The 18,073-nt window shown below is 38.4% G+C and carries 16 protein-coding genes and 1 tRNA gene; 4 read left to right on the top strand and 13 right to left on the bottom strand.

The features are described 5' to 3' along the window. Positions 1-414: 414 nt before the first annotated feature. On the bottom strand, positions 415-2,304 hold the full coding sequence (gene serA, locus QWY93_RS01425) for a phosphoglycerate dehydrogenase (protein WP_290246411.1): 1,890 nt from the start codon (positions 2,302-2,304) through the stop codon (positions 415-417). Between the two features lie 284 nt (positions 2,305-2,588). Here serA and QWY93_RS01420 point away from each other — a divergent pair, with 284 nt between their 5' ends. Beyond that, positions 2,589-2,792: a hypothetical protein gene (locus QWY93_RS01420; protein ID WP_290246410.1), complete on the top strand. Its 204-nt coding sequence runs from the start codon at positions 2,589-2,591 to the stop codon at positions 2,790-2,792. A 185-nt stretch (positions 2,793-2,977) separates the two neighbouring features. On the opposite strand, the gene sppA is transcribed toward QWY93_RS01420, so the two are convergent. After that, entirely contained in the window at positions 2,978-4,735 is a 1,758-nt protein-coding gene (gene sppA, locus QWY93_RS01415) for a signal peptide peptidase SppA (RefSeq protein ID WP_290246409.1), read from the bottom strand. An 80-nt stretch (positions 4,736-4,815) separates the two neighbouring features. Here sppA and folK point away from each other — a divergent pair, with 80 nt between their 5' ends. From folK to QWY93_RS01400, 3 genes are all read left to right on the top strand, one after another. After that, positions 4,816-5,310, top strand: a complete 495-nt coding sequence (gene folK, locus QWY93_RS01410; RefSeq protein WP_290246408.1) for a 2-amino-4-hydroxy-6-hydroxymethyldihydropteridine diphosphokinase — start codon at positions 4,816-4,818, stop codon at positions 5,308-5,310. Positions 5,311-5,401: 91 nt separating this feature from the next. Then, positions 5,402-6,793: an MATE family efflux transporter gene (locus tag QWY93_RS01405; RefSeq protein ID WP_290246407.1), complete on the top strand. Its 1,392-nt coding sequence runs from the start codon at positions 5,402-5,404 to the stop codon at positions 6,791-6,793. Positions 6,794-7,923: 1,130 nt separating this feature from the next. Beyond that, positions 7,924-8,047: transfer RNA gene (locus QWY93_RS01400), tRNA-Asp, on the top strand. 380 nt (positions 8,048-8,427) lie between these two features. Here the strand turns inward: QWY93_RS01400 and QWY93_RS01395 are convergent. The 11 genes from QWY93_RS01395 to QWY93_RS01345 form a co-directional block, all read right to left on the bottom strand. After that, complete coding sequence (locus QWY93_RS01395) at positions 8,428-9,531, bottom strand: lipid II:glycine glycyltransferase FemX (RefSeq protein ID WP_290246406.1); 1,104 nt, start codon at positions 9,529-9,531, stop codon at positions 8,428-8,430. 234 nt (positions 9,532-9,765) lie between these two features. Further along, positions 9,766-10,977 (bottom strand): NO-inducible flavohemoprotein, encoded by a 1,212-nt coding sequence (gene hmpA / locus QWY93_RS01390; RefSeq protein WP_290246405.1) that lies wholly within the window; start codon positions 10,975-10,977, stop codon positions 9,766-9,768. Positions 10,978-11,033: 56 nt separating this feature from the next. Further along, positions 11,034-11,468 (bottom strand): RrF2 family transcriptional regulator, encoded by a 435-nt coding sequence (locus QWY93_RS01385; RefSeq protein ID WP_290246404.1) that lies wholly within the window; start codon positions 11,466-11,468, stop codon positions 11,034-11,036. 82 nt (positions 11,469-11,550) lie between these two features. Next, complete coding sequence (locus tag QWY93_RS01380) at positions 11,551-12,054, bottom strand: cupin domain-containing protein (protein ID WP_290246403.1); 504 nt, start codon at positions 12,052-12,054, stop codon at positions 11,551-11,553. 130 nt (positions 12,055-12,184) lie between these two features. Then, positions 12,185-12,457, bottom strand: a complete 273-nt coding sequence (locus tag QWY93_RS01375; RefSeq protein WP_290246402.1) for a cupin domain-containing protein — start codon at positions 12,455-12,457, stop codon at positions 12,185-12,187. A 2-nt stretch (positions 12,458-12,459) separates the two neighbouring features. Next, on the bottom strand, positions 12,460-12,636 hold the full coding sequence (locus tag QWY93_RS01370) for a hypothetical protein (protein WP_290246401.1): 177 nt from the start codon (positions 12,634-12,636) through the stop codon (positions 12,460-12,462). 299 nt (positions 12,637-12,935) lie between these two features. Further along, positions 12,936-13,214 (bottom strand): DUF3175 domain-containing protein, encoded by a 279-nt coding sequence (locus QWY93_RS01365; protein WP_290246400.1) that lies wholly within the window; start codon positions 13,212-13,214, stop codon positions 12,936-12,938. A gap of 7 nt (positions 13,215-13,221) precedes the next feature. Next, the gene (locus QWY93_RS01360; protein ID WP_290246399.1) at positions 13,222-13,683 is read right to left on the bottom strand and encodes an SRPBCC family protein; all 462 of its coding nucleotides are present in this window, start codon (positions 13,681-13,683) and stop codon (positions 13,222-13,224) included. A gap of 158 nt (positions 13,684-13,841) precedes the next feature. After that, complete coding sequence (locus QWY93_RS01355; protein WP_290246398.1) at positions 13,842-14,243, bottom strand: cupin domain-containing protein; 402 nt, start codon at positions 14,241-14,243, stop codon at positions 13,842-13,844. Between the two features lie 756 nt (positions 14,244-14,999). Then, positions 15,000-16,034: a peroxiredoxin-like family protein gene (locus QWY93_RS01350; protein ID WP_290246397.1), complete on the bottom strand. Its 1,035-nt coding sequence runs from the start codon at positions 16,032-16,034 to the stop codon at positions 15,000-15,002. A 92-nt stretch (positions 16,035-16,126) separates the two neighbouring features. Then, positions 16,127-16,996 (bottom strand): AraC family transcriptional regulator, encoded by an 870-nt coding sequence (locus QWY93_RS01345; protein ID WP_290246396.1) that lies wholly within the window; start codon positions 16,994-16,996, stop codon positions 16,127-16,129. Positions 16,997-18,073 lie beyond the last annotated feature (1,077 nt).

The raw sequence follows: 18,073 nt of genomic DNA, 5'->3' as shown, positions 1-18,073 counted from the left end.
GATAACAGTGGACGGTTGCGAAATTCGGGCAGCTCAAATCTTGTCTTTAAGGAGGTTTGTAACACTCTTAGACCCGAACTATTTTTTTTCTTTTATTCTAAAAATTCCAATTACTTTTCCTTTTAATAATTCTGGTTCCAAGTATCCACAGACAACTTTCGGCAGCCCGTCGAAGTGAAAAAATGCTGTATTCAAAAATCAAGTTTTATTGGGAGATCAATTAAAATAGAAAAAACTTTCAGTATTTGTTTGAGGTGTGTGGACAAAAATGGGGAAGTCGGTGGCCAGTGGTCGGTTGACTTCAAAGATTGGCATGGACTTTCAATCCATAACTTTTTTCCCTTCATTAGATGCTTTCAAAAAAAAGGAAGGCATTTCGCCTTCCTTTTTTTTAAAATGATTAAGGTAATATTTTTAATAAAGGACTCTAAATCTGATAGTACCTTCAATTTCTTTCAGTGCATCGATGACATTCCTGGAATAGGCCTTGTCGATATCTGTGATCACATAACCAATTTTCTCATTGGTTTTCAGGTATTGGCCGCAGATATTGATTTTATAATTGGCCAGCACTTGGTTGATTTTGGCTAATACACCTGGTTCATTCAAGTGAATGTGGATCAACCTATGTGCATCTTTTAAGAATGGCAACTGGATATTTGGGAAATTGACGCTGTTATAGGTATTTCCTGTATTGATGTATTCTATTATCTTTCCAGGTACAAATTGCGCAATGTTTTGCTGAGCCTCCAAGGTACTACCTCCAATATGCGGAGTAAGGATGGTGTTGGGACAACCTTTCAATTCTGATTCGAATGGCTCATCATTGTTTTTGGGCTCTGAAGGGAATACATCGACAGCAGATCCGGAGATGTGGCCACTCTCCAATGCTTCTTTTAGTGCGGGTACATCCACCACATGACCACGGCTTAGATTGATCAGGATGGCACCCTTTTTCATTTTGGAGATGCGCTCCTTATTGATGATATTTTTATTTTCTTTTCTACCATCCACATGTAATGTGATAACATCACAAGTTTCCAGAAGCTCGTCCAGGGAATCAATTTTAGTTACGTTTCCTAAGGCCAATCTTTCGACGATATCGTAGTAATATACATCCATCCCCATGTTTTCTGCCAAAACAGACAATTGAGCACCTATATTTCCATAACCAATGATACCCAGTTTTTTGCCACGGATCTCAAAGCTTCCGCTGGCAGATTTGTCCCAAATGCCCTGGTGCATTTTGGTGGCTTTGTCGTGAAGGTTTCTCATCAAGAAGATGATTTCCGCGATGGCAAGCTCTACCACAGAACGGGTGTTGCTAAATGGAGCATTGAATACAGCAATACCTTTTTCCTGACAGGCTTCCAGGTCGATCTGGTTGGTGCCGATACAGAAAGCGCCCACTGCCATCAAACGATTGGCATTATCTAATACCTTTCTGGTGATTTGCGTTTTGGAACGGATACCAATGATGGATACGTTCTTTATTTTTTCACAAAGTTCTTCTTCAGACATGGCAGAGCCTACCACTTCAACATTGTAGCCTTCCTGCTTCATCAGTTCCACCCCGATAGGATGCACATTTTCCAGAAGCAATACATTGATTCTGCTTTTGGGGTAAGAAAACTTTTTGTTCATCTTATTAACATACAAAATTTCATCCAGACTAGGGGCAATATGGTCTGCCTGAGAAGTTACTTTGGGACGATTGACATTCTCTACAAAAGCATAAAACTTATTGGCCAGTCCAGAAGCCTTGATTTCATAGTCAGTATAACCGTCCCCCACTACATAGATGTCACCTTCCAGGTTGAGCTTTTTGATGGTTTCCGGTTTTCCGTTGTTTTTTGACAAAAGGTTTTCCCTGTTGAAATCAACAATGTTGCCGTCCTCATCATAAACAAATTCATTGGCAAATACATTTTCCTCCTTCAGTCCATAGGTTTCCACCACTGGAGTAATGAAATCCTTGAATCCATTGGAAATAATGTAGATATTATCTGCATTCTCTTCAAAGAACTCTTTGTTTCTCTGAAAAGACTTCGAGACAAGCTTTTTAAGGGCATCTACCAGTTCACTGATTTGGGATTTGGTAGCATTTAGGATTTCGATCCTTTTTTCCAGACTTTCCCTGAAAGTTACCTTGCCCTCCATGCCTAAGTCTGTAATATCTTTGATCGCCTTTAATTTTTCATCTCTTTTGGGATCATTTCTCAGGCTGATTTCACCGAGAATATCCAAAGCTTCTACTTGAGTAAAAGTACTGTCAAAATCGATGATAAACTTCTTCTTCGTCATTTTGCTGGTGAACATTTTGTGATTTGGACGCAAATTTAGGATTTTATTAAAAGTTTTTCAGGTTTATCCCAAAAATACTTTTAATTTTTTTTAAGGATTTTGAAATAATGTTTATTTATTTTTGTTCTTGGTTTTTTAGGGATATCAATTGATGTTTGCAAAACCAAACCCTAATTAGTGAAAATGGGTTCCCTGGCCTCTCCCTGGAGGAAATAATGGGATGGAAACTTGGGTTTCTAAATGAGTATTGGGTTCTGGATCCATGAAATAAAAAAATAAAGCTTATGGCATTGGCATTGGATAATCTTAGGGTGGGAAGGGTTTATCACCTTACCAATTATGGAGAAAGCAGAAACCTTGAAGTTTTGGCCCGGTTGGGTAAAGAAAACTTTAAAGTTAAAGATCTGGATACCCTGGAAATTTATGAGATGACTGAACTGCTACAATGGGGTATTGGAAAGGATTATGATTTGGATGAGTTAAGGTAGTAAGTTGCTCTTGAGTTTTTAGAATATAAGTTTCTTTACAAGGTGATTATCCAATTTTATTATTGTGCTTATTTAAAATCTGAAAACTTGAAAGATAAAGTGCCCTTGTCAGGGGACGATGACCAGTTAACGTACAAAAAAATGTCCGGGCCAAATGACCCGGACATTTTTTTGTGCCCCTGTTTTTATTTGATCATCATATCAAATGGCATGCGAGCCTTGGGGCCTTGAAGTTTTTTAACCCGTTCCATTTGTTGGAAAAGAGGATAAGTTTCTCCCAGTTTGAACTCGGTTAATTTTGCTTCTATACCATTTGAAAATTCACTCATCAATTGTTCAAAGATGTTTTTTGGTTTGGGATAATAAATAACCCGGTAATCATCTTCCAGTTGAGCTTTTTGGGCTGCAATTTCAATGGCCTTATTCAAGCCTCCCAGGATATCTACCAAACCATTTTTCTTGGCCTGCATACCACTCCAAACCCTGCCTGAAGCTACCTCTAGAACGGATTCCCGGCTCATTTTTCTGCCGTCTGCCACCCGTTGAATAAAAGTATCATAACCATCTTCTATCTGGTTTTGGATTACATTTCTTTCCAATTCGGACAATTCCCGGGTTGGGTTCATAAAGTCGGATAATTCACCAGTTTTGGCCACATCTACAGTAATGCCCAATTTGTTGTTGAGCAGCCCTTGAGCATTGAACCAAAGCCCAAATATTCCGATTGAACCGGTAATGGTGTTGGGTTGGGCAACGATGGTATCCGCTGGGACGGAAATATAATACCCTCCAGAGGCTGCCAATTCAGACATGGAGGCAATGACGGGTTTGACTTTTTGGGCTTCTTTTACTTCCCTCCAGATTACTTCGGATGCCAAAACGGATCCGCCTGGGGAGTTGACTCTTAGGACTATGGCTTTGATGTCGTCATCCTTTCTTGCCTTTTTGATTTCTTCCGCAAAAACTTTGGAGCTGATGGTGCCATCCATAGGCTCACTGACTATTTCCCCTTCAGCTACAATAACCGCAATACGATCTCCGGCTGTCAGGTTTTTTGTTTTGGTAGTTTTGTTAAGGTTAGTGACATTGATGGTTGGGATGCTTTCATCTTCTGAAATCCCCAATTTTTCCTTTAGCAAACCGGTCACCTGGTCCTGGTACCAAAGGCCATCAAGCAAATTCATTTCGACAGCATCCTGATTTTTTCGAACCAACATTTGATTGTTGATTTCTTGAAGTCTGGCAGTAGGAATATCCCTGCTATTGGCTATTGCTTCAACAGCAAAATTGTTAAGGTCCTTCAAAAAAGCTTCCGTCTGGTGGCGGTTGGCATCACTCATATGGTCCAGGATAAAAGGCTCAACGGCACTTTTATATTCGCCTACCCGGAAAATAATGGGCTCTATTTCCAGTTTTTCGAATAAACCCTTGAAAAACAGCATTTCAGAAGATAAACCGTTGAATTCTAATCCCCCCATAGGGTTCATGTAAACTTCATCAGCAACGGATGATAGGTAATAGCCGCCTTCAGAGTACATTTCAGAATAAGCAACAATAAATTTTCCCGAAGTTTTAAAATCTTCTAGTGCCTCTCTCAATTCGGTTAAAATGGCCGGATTGCCCATAACGGTTCCGGATTGAAGGTAAATACCTTTAATTTCATCATTTTTCTTAGCAGCCTCTAAAGCTCCTATAATGTTGATCAATCCTGCTTTGAAGGCAGAAGGGATGGGGCCAAATGAACCTAAATCCAAAGGCTGCTCGGATGTCCTTTCCACTAAAAGCCGATTTTCCAGGTTCAAATTTAAAATGGAATTTTGTTCCACCTGGATTTTTTCCTCCATAGTAGTATAGGTGATCAGGCTGGCCAATAAAAAAAAGCCAATTACCGAAAACACCAGTAATCCCACTATTACTGCCAATACATTGCTCAAAAATCTCATAATAATCACTCTTTTGTCAGCTTCGAAAATAATTCTTTTTTCTAATTTCTGTTAGTTTTGACTTGTAAATTAACAGGTAAATGGAACAGGTAGTATTTTTAATAGGAGGAAATCTGGATGACCGGATAAAATTAATATTGGAAGCCGAAAAGCAGCTGTCCAAGACATTTAAAATCACAGGGAGGTCTTCAGTTTATGAAACTCCTGCCTGGGGGAAGGAATCTAATAATGATTACCTCAATAGGGCCTTGGTTGTGGAATCCTCACTAGATCCAATGGAAATTCTTTTGGCTGCACAAAATGTCGAAAATATACTGGGGAGGGAAAGAAAGGAAAAATGGGGAGACAGGACCATGGATATTGATATCATTTATATTGGCCAAAGGGTAATCGATACACCTAAGCTGAAGGTTCCCCATCCTTTGATGACGGAAAGAAAATTTGTTTTGGAACCATTGGTGGAAGTTTTGCCTAATTTTTTGCATCCCGTACTGGGCCAAACTTCAAAAGAATTGTTGGAAACATGCCCTGATAAAACGGAGCCAAAACGGTATATGGGAAAGGGCTCTGATTAATATAATGGCTTGTCATCCCAAAAAGAATTGATCGCGGTTAATTGCTTGGGATTCCTTATTTGCTGGTAAAAGGCCTTTTATTTTCTGGTTTATGACAATATTAGAAATCATCAGACATATTAGGAGAGCCATTAGTGGTACGGAGGAGGATTTTACAACCGGAAGTATCCAAAAAGCCATTTTATACCTTTCCATTCCTATGATCCTGGAAATGCTGATGGAATCGCTTTTTGCCGTAGTGGATATCTTTTTTGTGGGCAAATTGGGGGTGGATGCTGTTGCCACCGTTGGGCTTACTGAATCGGTGCTCACCATAGTTTATTCTGTGGCCATTGGGCTCAGTATGGCAGCTACTGCCGTAGTGGCCAGAAGGATGGGGGAAAAGAAACGAGAAGCTGCTTCCGAGGCTGCTTTTCAGGCCATTTGCATTGGGGCAGGATTGGCACTGATTGTGGGTTTTTTGGGCTTTTGGTATGCCAAGGATTTGTTGTCATTGTTGGGAGGGGAGCCTGGCCTGGTGGAAAGTGGTTTTCCATATACCCGGGTGATTTTTGCAGGAAATATCAGTGTGATGTTGCTTTTCCTGATCAATGGGGTTTTCCGGGGAGCAGGAAATGCTGTTATCGCCATGAGGGCATTATGGTTATCCAATGGTATCAATATTATTTTGGACCCCTTATTGATTTTTGGCATCGGCTTTTTTCCTGAAATGGGCTTGGTAGGGGCTGCCTGGGCCACTACCATCAGTAGGAGCATTGGGGTGTTTTATCAGTTTTTTGTTTTAATGAAAGGAAGGGCTATGATTCGGTTCCATTGGGAGGTGATCCGAATAAAGTGGTTTACCATTAAAACCATTTTTCGTCTTTCCTTGGGTGGAATGGGACAATTTTTAATCGAATCAGCCAGCTGGATTGTATTGATGCGGATTGTGGCAGAATCAGGAAGTGCAGCTTTGGCAGGTTTTACCATTGCCATCCGCTTGATCATCTTTGCCTTGTTGCCTGCAATGGGCTTTTCAAATGCCTCAGCTACCTTGGTAGGCCAAAATTTGGGAGCTAAACGTCCCTTCCGGGCTGAAAAAGCTGCTTGGAAAGCGGCTCATTATACCGCTATTTTTCTGGGGATTTGCAGTTTGGTGTTTTTACTCGGAGGAAAGGAAATGATCAGTTGGTTTAGCCAGGAAGAGGATGTTGTTTCTGTAGGTAGTAATGGGTTAAGGATTATTTGTTTAGGGTATGTCTTTTTTGCCTATGGGATGGTGATGAGCCAATCCTTGAATGGGGCAGGGGATACCCAAACTCCTACCATTATCAATGTCTGTGTACTTTGGCTCCTCCAATTACCATTAGCTTATGGACTATCTCATTTTATGGATTTAGGGGCCAATGGAGTCTTTATTGCCATAGCTATTAGCCATTCTGTTCACGCCCTGGTAAGTAGCCTGATTTTTAAGCGGGGCAAATGGCAGCTGGTAGAAGTGTAAGGGGGCTTATGGGATTTTCTTCCATCAGGAAAATCCTATTTTCTAAAAACGTTTGAAGAGAAAAGAAAAATGAAGGAGGGAAAAGATATGAATCAACTACCTTTATTTCATATTTGAAATCCAATTGTTTCTTTGATTGTCAAAAATGTAAACGGAAGCCATATTTTGCTTTCGGTATTACGGTTTGTTTAATTATATCAGCTCGTTAATGTATATAATGTAAAAATTTAATTAATTTATTGCTGAATTTGCAACATAGGTAAACCTGTATTACATTTGTAATATAAAGCGAAGCGGAAAGCGCTTAAAAGCTTACATACTGTAGGGTGTTGAAACTGGCAGACATGCCTCTCTGTCTCAGAGGTGGGGAATCCAGGACAAAGCAAATATCGAGCTCGTGTTTTGCCTAACTGCCCCGTGGAGGTTCGAATCCTTCCCCTACAGCAGGTTATTTTGGGTTTATTGTTAATTGACTAAAGCTATGGGTTCTGTTCATAGCTTTTTTTGTGCCTTAATTTTTGGACCAAATAGAAACATATGCCCTAAAGTAGGTTTTAGTACTCCGGAGTGAGATGATATTGAAGGAAATGTTTTTGTTTGAGCTCTTACAGGTGACTTAGGAGGTTAATCTTCAAAAATCATGATTTTAAAATCCTGCATTTCTCTCAAAATGCCATCGGTATGGGGGATATTATTTTCAGTCTCTGGGCTTCTGGTATACCATAGAAAATACCAAAAATAATATCGATCATACCTAAAGCATTTTTGGTTTATGGATGAATTCTATTGAGCGGGTTGAACCCCGTCCTTAAAATGTTTGTCATGCCCAGCTGCATTCATTATTTGGCAACTTGACGCGCCAATTTCAAGACAGCAACAAATACCTGAACCAACCTTTCAAGATTAAAATGCTTTTCATCCTGAATAGTAGTGGGGTATAGGATTGTCAAAAATGAAATCCAGTCTGGTATTTTTAAACGGGTATTATTGATTTGATTTCGTAATAGGGTTAATGTTAAAAATAATATAATAATTACTTTTATTTGTTGTAATATTTGCAAAGTAAGGAGCACTGTATTACATTTGTAATATAAAGCAAAGCGAAAAGCGCTTTTAATAGCTTTACATACTGTAGGGTGTTGAAACTGGCAGACATGCCTCTCTGTCTCAGAGGTGGGGAGCCCAGGAAAAAGCAAATATCGAGCTCGTGTTTTGCCTAACTGCCCCGTGGAGGTTCGAATCCTTCCCCTACAGCAGGTTATTTTGGGTTTATTGTTAATTGACTAAAGCTATGGGTTCTATTCATAGCTTTTTTTGTGTCTAAAATCAAGACCATATAGGGATATAGGGCACATAGGAAGTTTTTTCCGGAGCTATTCGGGATTCTTCCTATTCGACATTTGCAATGTCGAATTTCCAGTGGAAGGTTTTTTAAATGGTTTTCAATCCTTTAGACCAGCTAAATACTTTCGGCAATTCTCCATAATGCCAATCAATAAAACTATTAATCCAGGGTTTCATTGAATGGAAGGAATGTCGGGTTCCCTAATGCCAAATTCTCCCAATACAATATACCAGTCACCCTTCGGTGTGAAAAGTCAAGGTTTAAGATTAGATTATTTTAGAAAAACCAACTAGCCATTCATCTCCTTCGCCTTGTACAACTCGTAATCTTCTTGGATAAAAGGGTAATCCCAACACCCCATTCGATGGAACAATTGTCCACCAAAGCCTTTTTTGTACAAATGTACCCCGTGCAGGGGATGGGATTGGTCCAGGTTAGGGGCGCAGCCAAACATATCGTATTCCTGGCAACCATAGTCTTTGGCCATTTTTAAAGCTTCCCATTGGAGGGCATAACTTGCCCTTAGGTGTTTTTTGTCAGAGGAAGAGGCTCCAAATAAATAGGTGCCCCTTTTGTGGGAAAGTATCAGAAACATAGCCGCCAAAAACTCACCCTTATATTCTGCCATCAATAAACTGACTCTGACCCCGTCCTTTTCATTATCCTGATGTGTCAAGAGGTTGCGGAAATAATCCTTTCCCAAGATGCTCATATCGTTCCGGGCAGCTGTTTCGCTGAACAACTCATACCATATATCCAACATTTCAACTCCGTATTCTTTCACTTCAACACCTTTTTTGATTGCTTGCCGTATATTGTAACGGGTATTGTAGCGCATGGCGTAAAGTAAATCTTTTTCCTCCTTTGGCAAGGGAAGAAAGAAAGTGTTTTTGGGTAAGCTATCGTTTGGACTCTTTTTTAAGTTCCAGTTTTTAGTGCTGAAGTTAAGCCGGAATTCCTGGGTCTGGGTAGCTGGAGGGCCCATCCAGTGGCCATCTTCATCATAGTATTCGTCCTCAACCGCCCATTGGTTTTCCCAGGCAAGATCATATCGGATAAATACACAATTGGAAGGAAGGTGGGGCTTCAATATTTCTGAAAGTGATTCCAAAAAAATGCCCTGGTTTTCAAATTTGGGTTCCAATTTGGGGCCATAGGGGACATAGGCAAAGCAACGGTCAGCACTCAAGTATTTGATCAATATCAAAAGATCTTCTTGTCCATTTTGATCCACCTGGCTAACTTCCCTCAATATGTCCCTGGAAACGGTTAATTGAAAGCCAGTGGGGATAAAACCCTGCTTATCTTTTACCCTCGCCCAAAAAGAGGTTTGGGGTAAAATATTGGTTGTACTTATTTGGTTAACTTCCTTGGTTTCAGCGCTACAGATCATCCCATTTTATTTTGGCCGCGAAACTATAAAATCCTTTAGAGCCCAAAAAATATTTGGGGACTTTTGTCTATCAGTCGGGTACTTTTGGTGATGAAAAGAGTGGTTTAACCGCAATGTTCGCAAAGAGGTGTGCTAAGTGTGCTAGATATTATCTAGCAAAGGCACGAAGGTTTTTGGCTTTTTTTTTAAAAAAAGGTCCTCGAAATGAGAACCTTTTTCTTGTTTGGGTAGCATTTACATTGTTGCTTCTTCTTCCAATAATTCCTCAGCAGGGCCGAAGAATTCGTAAAAGATATTTTCTTCTTTTACACCCAGGTTATTCAATAATTTTAAAACCAGCCTCATAAAAGGAGTAGGGCCGCAAAAGTAAACCTCAGCCGGTTCCTCAGGCAATTGGCTTTTAAGGATCTCCTCGGTTAAAAGACCCTCAAAATCATAATTTTCTCCTTTTTTATCACTTGCTAAAGGATCACTGAAACCTACAATAGTAGATAAATTGGGATCATCCTGAAGTTGGATTTCATTTCCAAAAGGCCTTGTTGCTGAATTGGGCGTGCACTGGATCAGATTGGTTTTTCTGCCTTTTCCTTTTAAGGATTTGTACATACTTATCAAGGGAGTAATACCAACTCCTCCTGCGATCAAGACCACAGGTTTTGAACTTTCTTTTAGGGTGAAATCTCCAGAGGGCATTCCGATTTCTAATATATCTCCTTCCTGAACCTTCTCATGGAGATAATTGGAAACAACTCCATCAGGGTCACCTAATTCTTTTTTGACACTTATTCTTAATGCCTTGGTGTTTCCGTAATCTGATAAGCTATAATTTCTTGTGTGTTTATGGGCATGACCTGCTATGTCCAATGTAATGGCGATGTATTGACCAGGCAAATAATTGGGAATAGGACTCCCGTCTACAGGGGTTAAGTAAATGGAAGTGATGGTTTTACTTTCCATTATTTTTCGAGCAACCTTAAAGGGCTTTTTGCCTCTAAACCCACCCTCACTGCTTTCGTTTTGCTGATAAATTTGGTCCTCAACATTTATGAAAATTTTGGAAAGATCCCCATAGGCTTCCGCCCAGGCATCTATAATTTCTGGGGTGGCGGCCTCTCCTAAAACTTCTTTAATTGCTGCCAACAAATTTTTCCCGACAATGGGATACATTTCTGGTTTGATGGCCAGAGAACTATGCTTTTGAGCGATGGTACCCACTGCATCCCCCAATTTATCCAGTTGGTCGATATAGGTAGCATATTGCAATATGGTGGATGCTAATACTTTAGGCTGAGTCCCTTTTTTCTGATGGGTCATATTGAAAATGTTTTTCAACTCAGGGTGATTTTCAAATAACCTCTTATAAAACACTTTTGTAATGGTTTCCCCATGCTCCTTTAGTACCGGGGCGGTAGATTTTACAATTTCAATAGTTTTCTCACTAGCCATAATTATTCAATTAAGTTGATTAAAGGATCTTTTTATCTTAATAGGATTAAATTTTTTTATCGCCTTAAAAAGGTTAATCCTGAATTTAAACCTTCTGTAATATCATTCAGGTTGGTAGTTTCCAGTAATTCGCTGATTTCTGTTCTGATTTTTAGGAAATTATCATGTAAGGGACAGGGCTTTTCCTCATTACATTGGGAGAGTCCAAGTGCACATCCTGTAAATAACTGATCTCCATCAATAATTCTAACAATATCAGCAAGTTTAATTTGGGTTAGGTTTTCGGTTGGTATTTCAAATCCTCCGTTGGGACCTTTTATTGATTTAATAATATTGTTTTTTGCCAAGGGTTGAAGGATTTTGGCAGTAAAGGCTTCGGGAGAGCCGGCTTCCCGGGAAATATTTTTTAAAGAGGTTCTATTGCCCCTTTTTGATTCCTTTGCAATATATAAAACAGCCCTGATGGCGTATTCACAAGCTTTTGAGAACATAGCTTTTGGATGATTCGCCTGCAAAGATACGGGAAAAATAATTAAAGACAAAATTGTCCAAAATATACCTTGGGTAGATGAACTAAGAATGGGTGAATTCCCTTATCAGCTCCTTGTGTTTTGGAAACAGTTTAATCAGCTTTTCTCTTTTAGGCAGTTCAAAATCCTTAAAATCAAAACCAGGGGAAACAGTGCAGCCCACTAGGGAAAAGGAGTTTTCAGAAATCACCTTTGCTGCAAACCAATGCCCTGCCGGAACCACTAATTGTGGAAACTCTCCATTAGGGATATTCCGGCCAATTGTGAATTTTTCATGCTTTCCTTCTGGTGAAATGGTATGTAGCAGAATTGGGGAGCCTTCATAAAAATGCCAGATTTCATCCTGTTTGATCCGGTGAAAAGCAGAGAAACCCTTAGAGGTCAAAAGGAAATAAATGCAGGTGGAATAGTTTCTTTTACCCTCAAAATACCCCTCCAGGCAATTTTCTCCAATTTCTCCTTGACTTCTGTAGGTCTCTTTAAAATATCCTCCTTCAGGATGAGCTTGCAGGTCCAGACTTTGAATGATTTCTTCAGCAGTTGGCATGGTGAATGGGTTTAAAAGTGAAGGGTAAAATTAGGAGTTACTATTGAAACCAAAAAAAGGAGAATCAATCAATTTCCCAGTCCAAAACTGAATAAAATGTTTTTCATTTTTGTAATAAGTTTTGGGTTATTTACTCTTTATCTTCCCCAACCATTATTCGGTCAGGTTGACCTTGTTGATGGACCCGGAAAACCACCATTTTTGCTCCTTCATTTCCGGAGGTAAAAGAGTGGATGGCCTTCAGGGGGACCTTTTCCGCTTGCCCTGCTTTAATGTTTTTTTGCTCATTGCCCTTCAAGTACAAATCCCCTGACCCATGGAGTAAATAAGCAAATTCTTCCCCAGGATGGTAATGGTAGGGCAGGGTGGTGTTTTTGGGTATTTCCACATAGCTAATGATCACCTCTACACCTCGGTAATTTCAAGGGTATCTCTGAGTAAATTTTCGATTTTCACCTCCTCTGGTTCAGGTTTATTGGTTTCCAATATTTCTGAACCTGAAGTTGCTTTGTTGTCAGTAGATTGGGAACAGGCAGCTATCCAAAAAGCCATGGGCAGCCAAATGAGTTGAACAATTTTCATGGGAGTAAGAGTTAAAGGTTAACAGAATTGGCTGGGGGTTTAACCTTTACAATTTAAGGTTTTTCAAGATTTTATTTTGTGTAAATGGTTGTAAATCAGTAAAAGTTAGGTGAAAAATGAGGTTTTTTAGAAGGGGGTTCAGCTTGTTGGTAACTGTTTTTTATGTTTACTGTTTAGTCGAATTACAGACAAAAACGATCTTGAAGATTTTAATTTTTCAAATGGTACCCATGTCAATTATTTCAAAAATGGGGAACCGATGTGTCATTAGGGAATCAGCTAACTAATAACCAATACGCTTATTTGTCAAATAGCTTTCTCAATTCTTTCTTAGCCTCTTCAAGCACCTCCTTTTGATCTTGATCCAAATTTTTACCAGCTCGGTTGATATAAAAATTAAGCATGGACATGGCAGACTGGAATGGGGAAGTTTTTCTGTTCTGACTTTCAATGGCCGATTTTTTTAGTGATCGGGAAATTTTCCGCGGATCTTTCCAGGTGAAAACGCCCTCTTCCAAATCCAAGGCATGGCTTTTTTGGGTGACTTCCACAGACCATTTTTCACCCTTTTTATTCATGGCAATGCTATTCTACATACTTGGCTAACTTTTCCAGGGAAGAAAGGGTACCAGCTTCATTGTCTTCTGGTTTTATTCCATGGGGAATATTCTTGAATAAGAAAGTGACCTTGGTGCTACCATTGATGGGAGTGAAGGTGACCTCCATTGTCATTTCACCTAAATAATCAGGGTCAGATGAATCAAAATTTACCGCTTGGACAATTTTCAAGTTGGGAATAATTTCTATAAACTTTACCTCAAACCGGTCTTCATTATCCTTTGTTTTTCCCTTACTTTCTTTTTCGGATGAGGGATAAAAAAGAGATATTTTATATCCACCACCTACCTTAAAATCAAAATCATGCACCTTCCCTTTCATTTTCCCTGGAGCAAGCCAGGTTTCCAGCGCTTTGGGCTCTGTGAAAGCATTATAAATGGTCTCAGCAGTAGCTTTGATCATCCTTGAGTTTTCAGTGGTTTGGGGCATCACTTTTTGGTTTCTCGAACCAATAAATAGGCATAGGCAGTTGCCTATGCCCATCGATAAGTTAGTGAAATGATTGGGCCCAAGAAAAACTTCAGGTGTTGATTTAGTACAATAAATATTAATCCGGGAGATGTTTAATGGTTTCCTATATACAATATTTAATAATGAGATGCCGATGACATCTCTTTATAGGGATGTTCTTTTAACTCAACTATTATAAAGGTAAAGGGTTCATTACCTATGTTTTCAGTTTTGTGGGGAGGAGCTGGATTTGAAAAGAGGGAAAAGCCTTTTTTTAATTCCATAGTTTGGGGTTCTTTCCCTTCATAATAAACCTTGAGTTGTCCATCACTTAATGCATAAGCAAAATGGGCTGGGTGGGTAATCGGGCCCACGGTTTCTCCTGGAGCGATGGTTATTTTCACAGACCTTACTAGGGTGGTATCCACCAGGATTTCCGCGCCATCAGGATTTAATTTTTTCCAATCCTGAGCAAAGGATGGCATAGCAAATAAGAATAGCAATATGAAAATTGCGAGAAAGGTAATACGTGTTTTCATAATGATTTGGGTTTAGGGGGCTAAAGTTGATTCCATAAATTTTTTCAGGGTAATGTTTTTCTGAGCCAAAATTGCTTGAATAAGTTATAATAAATCAGGGAGAAATACAAGTGTTAATTGGTTGAAATTAAGTGGTTTAAACGGTTTTTAAAGAACGTATTTTGAAAAAGGACAAAAGACGTTGTTATTTCAGTTAGGTATTCAACTTTTCCACCAATTCTACTGCTTTTATGTTTTTGGTAATGATGGTTCTTTCAGGATTAATTAAATAATTTAATGGAATGCCTGTCTTTTTTCGATAAGAAGCTTCTTCTCCTGGGAATGAAAAGGGGACTGCCTATGTGTGTGGATTCGAATCCGGATGGGAGGCTGTGGCGCAGCTCAAATGCAACGCATTCGTGAATACCAATTAGAAATAAATACCCCTTACCAAAGCCCCATCTTCCTTACCACGATAACTGAATCCCGCCTAAGGAAAAGAGGTGATCAAAGTATGCTGGACTACTATCAAAAAGTGAATACCTGATTTGGTGAACCGCCGTAGCGGTCTTCCGACAAGGCAGGTATGGGAATCCTGTTTGACCGGGATGGTCATGCCTGCAGTAGAAAAATGTGAGATTGCGTTCTCCGTAGGTTAGGTGCACTCCCGCTATGGCGGGAAAGGCTGTGAGTTCATAGCTCACGGCCGTCTACTCGATTGTTTCTGCTTTTTAGGTTACAGTTGAGATAATCTGAAATAAGCTATTTTATTAATGACTATCCTTCTGATTGAGCAACAACAACCTCTCTGGTTACAAGCCAACCCTCACCATTCCTTACTAAATCAATATTAAAAACAAACCTTTGCTCAACTCCGGTTAAATTAACCTTACGTGTTACAATTACATGACCTAAATCACCATTTGCCTGAATATGGTTAAATTCAGCCCAATCATTTAATGGACTATCTCCATTGTCTCTTTTAGCTTGAAACATATTTTTAACACTTTGTTTGTCCAATATTCCATTCAATCCATTTTGATCCACCATTATGACTTTAAGGTTTTCATGATAAACTTGTTCTAGTTGTTCTATTTCAAAAGTTGTGCCCGCCTGAATTACATTTTCAATTGCTTGTTTTAATGTTTTTTTAGATTGTGCTATCATTTTTTTATTTTTCAATTTTTCTAATAATTCTGTAGGCTCAAGGCGTGTCATGTAGTCTTCTTCAAAATGAACAAAAACGACTTCCATGTCTCTATTAATTACATAAACAGCTGGAACAGGAAGCTCAAAATTTTCATTACCATTAATATTTGTAAAGTCTATACCAAAATTCACAAACTCTCTTTTCGAATCTATGTCAAGTTGGAACACTATTCCAATCTTTTTCATGAATTGAGCATCTGTATCTGTCAATACAGGATACGATAATGTGTTCTTGTCTATGGTTTGGTAGGCGGATTCTGGTGTTTCAGGACTTATAGCTATAATATTTATTCCTTGTTCTTTGAAATTATTTTGTAACCTTTCATATTCTCTTAATTCCAAGTTACAATATGGACACCAACCTCCACGGTAAAAATTAAGTATTAAATAGTCAGAATGAATAAATTTGCTTAATTCAACCTTATTACCTTCAATATCTGTAAGAGGATAATCTTGAATTTTGTCTCCTACTTGTAAAGCTGTTTCTTTTAGTTTATCAGCTTTAATTCTTGAAATACTTTCGGTAAACACTTGCATTGTCGCTTTGGGCATGCTTTCCCTTACACCATCCCGAATTTTTTTTACTTGTTCTTGTAAAGTCATTTGTATCTTGTTTTAATGTGACACAAATATCAGAAGGGGTAGTTTTCTTGAATTATCAATCTGTTTTTTTAGATAGTCAATCTCAAATCGGGTCAGTTTTTTAATTCTTCTTGAAATTGAATGGGTGTTATTTTAGTATGTTTTTTAAAAAAGCGAATGAAGTTTGAAGGTTCGTTAAATCCCATTTTAAACGCAATTTCTTGTGAGGTGTGTTTTTTTTCTGAAATATTTCGTTTTATTTCCAATAACAACCAACTATCTATAAATTCCTTTGCTGTTTTATTTACAATTTCTTTGCAAATTTCATTAAGATAGTTATAAGACATATTTAATTTTTTGGCGTAATCTTTTGCGTTATGGGTCTCATTATAGTGCTTGCTAATTAATTCTTTAAATAGATAGAAATTTTTAAACCTTTGGCTATCAAAAGTTTTATGTTGGTTACAAGCCAATCTTTTAATTTGAAAGAGCAAAGTCATAAAAGTAGAATGGATAATTTCTGACTTTAAAATTGCCTTTTCATCATTAAGGAAGTTCTCAATTAATTGAAAAATAGGTTTTAAAGTACTCAAATTTTCTTTGACAATTTGAATCTTTGGGGTATGAAAAATTTGAAGAAATTGGAATAAGTTTTTATCGCTAGTGTTTTGAGTAATAAAATTTTCTTCAAGACCAATTACATAGCCTTTTATGGTAAGTTCTTTGTGAAATGAATGAACTTGGCCTTTGTTTATAGTAAGAATCACCCCAGGTGATAAAGCTTCTTTTTTAAAATCTACAGTATGGTAACTTTCTCCCTCTAAGACAATAATTAAAGCATGGAATTCAATTCGATGTGGAATTGATAAATCATAGTTTTTTTTCGAAACACGCTTATACAGTTCCTGAATAGGAAGAAATTCAAAAGGAATAGTTTGTTTAACAAAACGAGAAAAAAGAATATTTTCTATTTCATTTTGCATGAATTATTTCTGGTTTTTTATTGGGCTAGAACAACCAACTTCCATCCGTAAGCTGGAAAATTCAAATTTTATTTAAAATATCGGATAGCACTAGCCTTTGTAAATAGGTCCGTTAGCTTATGGATGATAGTGTTTATGTGTGCCCAGATTGGGCATCAGGTATCGAAGATACCAAAATATTCCAGCGGGTGAAAAGCTTGGGCCGATGATTACCGGTATCCCTTATTCGCGGGAGTTTTTCCCGAAGCATTAGCAAATGGCAGTGCCTTTCCCTCCAATGCCAGATTTTGATTTCAAATTTCACTTCATCACTCCTGAAAAGAAAAGGGTAGGAATCGGTACTTTCTTATTATCTAAAAACCTGCCCTGCCGGCAGGCGGGCGCAAACTCCAATCCAATGATCTGGGGCCAAGTGTAAAGAAAACTTTCGTTGGAAGGTTTTAGTGAGGAGCCGGGATGGGTGGGGAGACGAGAATCCCGGTTGACCGGGATGGTCATGCCTGGGGCAGATAATGTGAGACTGCGTGCACCGAGGGCCATAGGCCCACGGTTTTCTACACGATTGCCAACCGTTATTACACCATGTTCTGCATTATCTGTTTATTTCGCATTTAGTTATTTTTTTAATCCATTATATAAGCAGGGGTATAGAATTTTTTAATACACCATACCGGTATTAAAAACAGTAAGCAATTAAGAACTGAAATCAATAAATGGAATAAATTTACTGGAAATAATAAAATAAAATCATAATCTTTAATAGTGGCAGAATAACTGGAGACACAAAAAGGAAATAAAAAGAGTCTGACTTTAATCCATATATTTTGCTTTTTGCCTTGTTGACTTGTGGACAAGATTAGAGCAAATCCAATTATCAATGAGATACCCACTGAACTGGCCCATAATTTGAATGAAGATTCGAAGTATATGGTTATTATTGTCATATACCAAATTAAATAACACCACAATATCAACATTTGACCCTTTATGTTTTTAAAGTAGTTAAAAAGAGTAACTTTCATATTTTTCATTTTTATGGTTGACAACGGTAAAGTATAATCAGAGTGGGAGATTTCA

Origin of the sequence: Echinicola jeungdonensis, assembly GCF_030409905.1 — a bacterium.
In the GTDB taxonomy this organism is placed as follows: Bacteria; Bacteroidota; Bacteroidia; order Cytophagales; family Cyclobacteriaceae; genus Echinicola; species Echinicola jeungdonensis.
The sequence above is the reverse complement of the archived record's forward strand: the minus strand, read 5'-3'. Positions and strand labels throughout refer to the sequence as shown.

Coding starts and splice junctions, on each gene's coding strand:
- QWY93_RS01345 (WP_290246396.1), bottom strand. CDS start 16,996: ATGCAAAATGAAATAGAAAATATTCTTTTTTCTCGTTTTGTTAAACAA.
- sppA (WP_290246409.1), bottom strand. CDS start 4,735: ATGAGATTTTTGAGCAATGTATTGGCAGTAATAGTGGGATTACTGGTG.
- QWY93_RS01405 (WP_290246407.1), top strand. CDS start 5,402: ATGACAATATTAGAAATCATCAGACATATTAGGAGAGCCATTAGTGGT.
- hmpA (WP_290246405.1), bottom strand. CDS start 10,977: ATGGCTAGTGAGAAAACTATTGAAATTGTAAAATCTACCGCCCCGGTA.
- serA (WP_290246411.1), bottom strand. CDS start 2,304: ATGACGAAGAAGAAGTTTATCATCGATTTTGACAGTACTTTTACTCAA.
- QWY93_RS01370 (WP_290246401.1), bottom strand. CDS start 12,636: ATGAAAATTGTTCAACTCATTTGGCTGCCCATGGCTTTTTGGATAGCT.
- QWY93_RS01380 (WP_290246403.1), bottom strand. CDS start 12,054: ATGCCAACTGCTGAAGAAATCATTCAAAGTCTGGACCTGCAAGCTCAT.
- QWY93_RS01395 (WP_290246406.1), bottom strand. CDS start 9,531: ATGATCTGTAGCGCTGAAACCAAGGAAGTTAACCAAATAAGTACAACC.
- QWY93_RS01360 (WP_290246399.1), bottom strand. CDS start 13,683: ATGCCCCAAACCACTGAAAACTCAAGGATGATCAAAGCTACTGCTGAG.
- QWY93_RS01385 (WP_290246404.1), bottom strand. CDS start 11,468: ATGTTCTCAAAAGCTTGTGAATACGCCATCAGGGCTGTTTTATATATT.
- folK (WP_290246408.1), top strand. CDS start 4,816: ATGGAACAGGTAGTATTTTTAATAGGAGGAAATCTGGATGACCGGATA.
- QWY93_RS01365 (WP_290246400.1), bottom strand. CDS start 13,214: ATGAATAAAAAGGGTGAAAAATGGTCTGTGGAAGTCACCCAAAAAAGC.
- QWY93_RS01350 (WP_290246397.1), bottom strand. CDS start 16,034: ATGACTTTACAAGAACAAGTAAAAAAAATTCGGGATGGTGTAAGGGAA.
- QWY93_RS01420 (WP_290246410.1), top strand. CDS start 2,589: ATGGCATTGGCATTGGATAATCTTAGGGTGGGAAGGGTTTATCACCTT.
- QWY93_RS01355 (WP_290246398.1), bottom strand. CDS start 14,243: ATGAAAACACGTATTACCTTTCTCGCAATTTTCATATTGCTATTCTTA.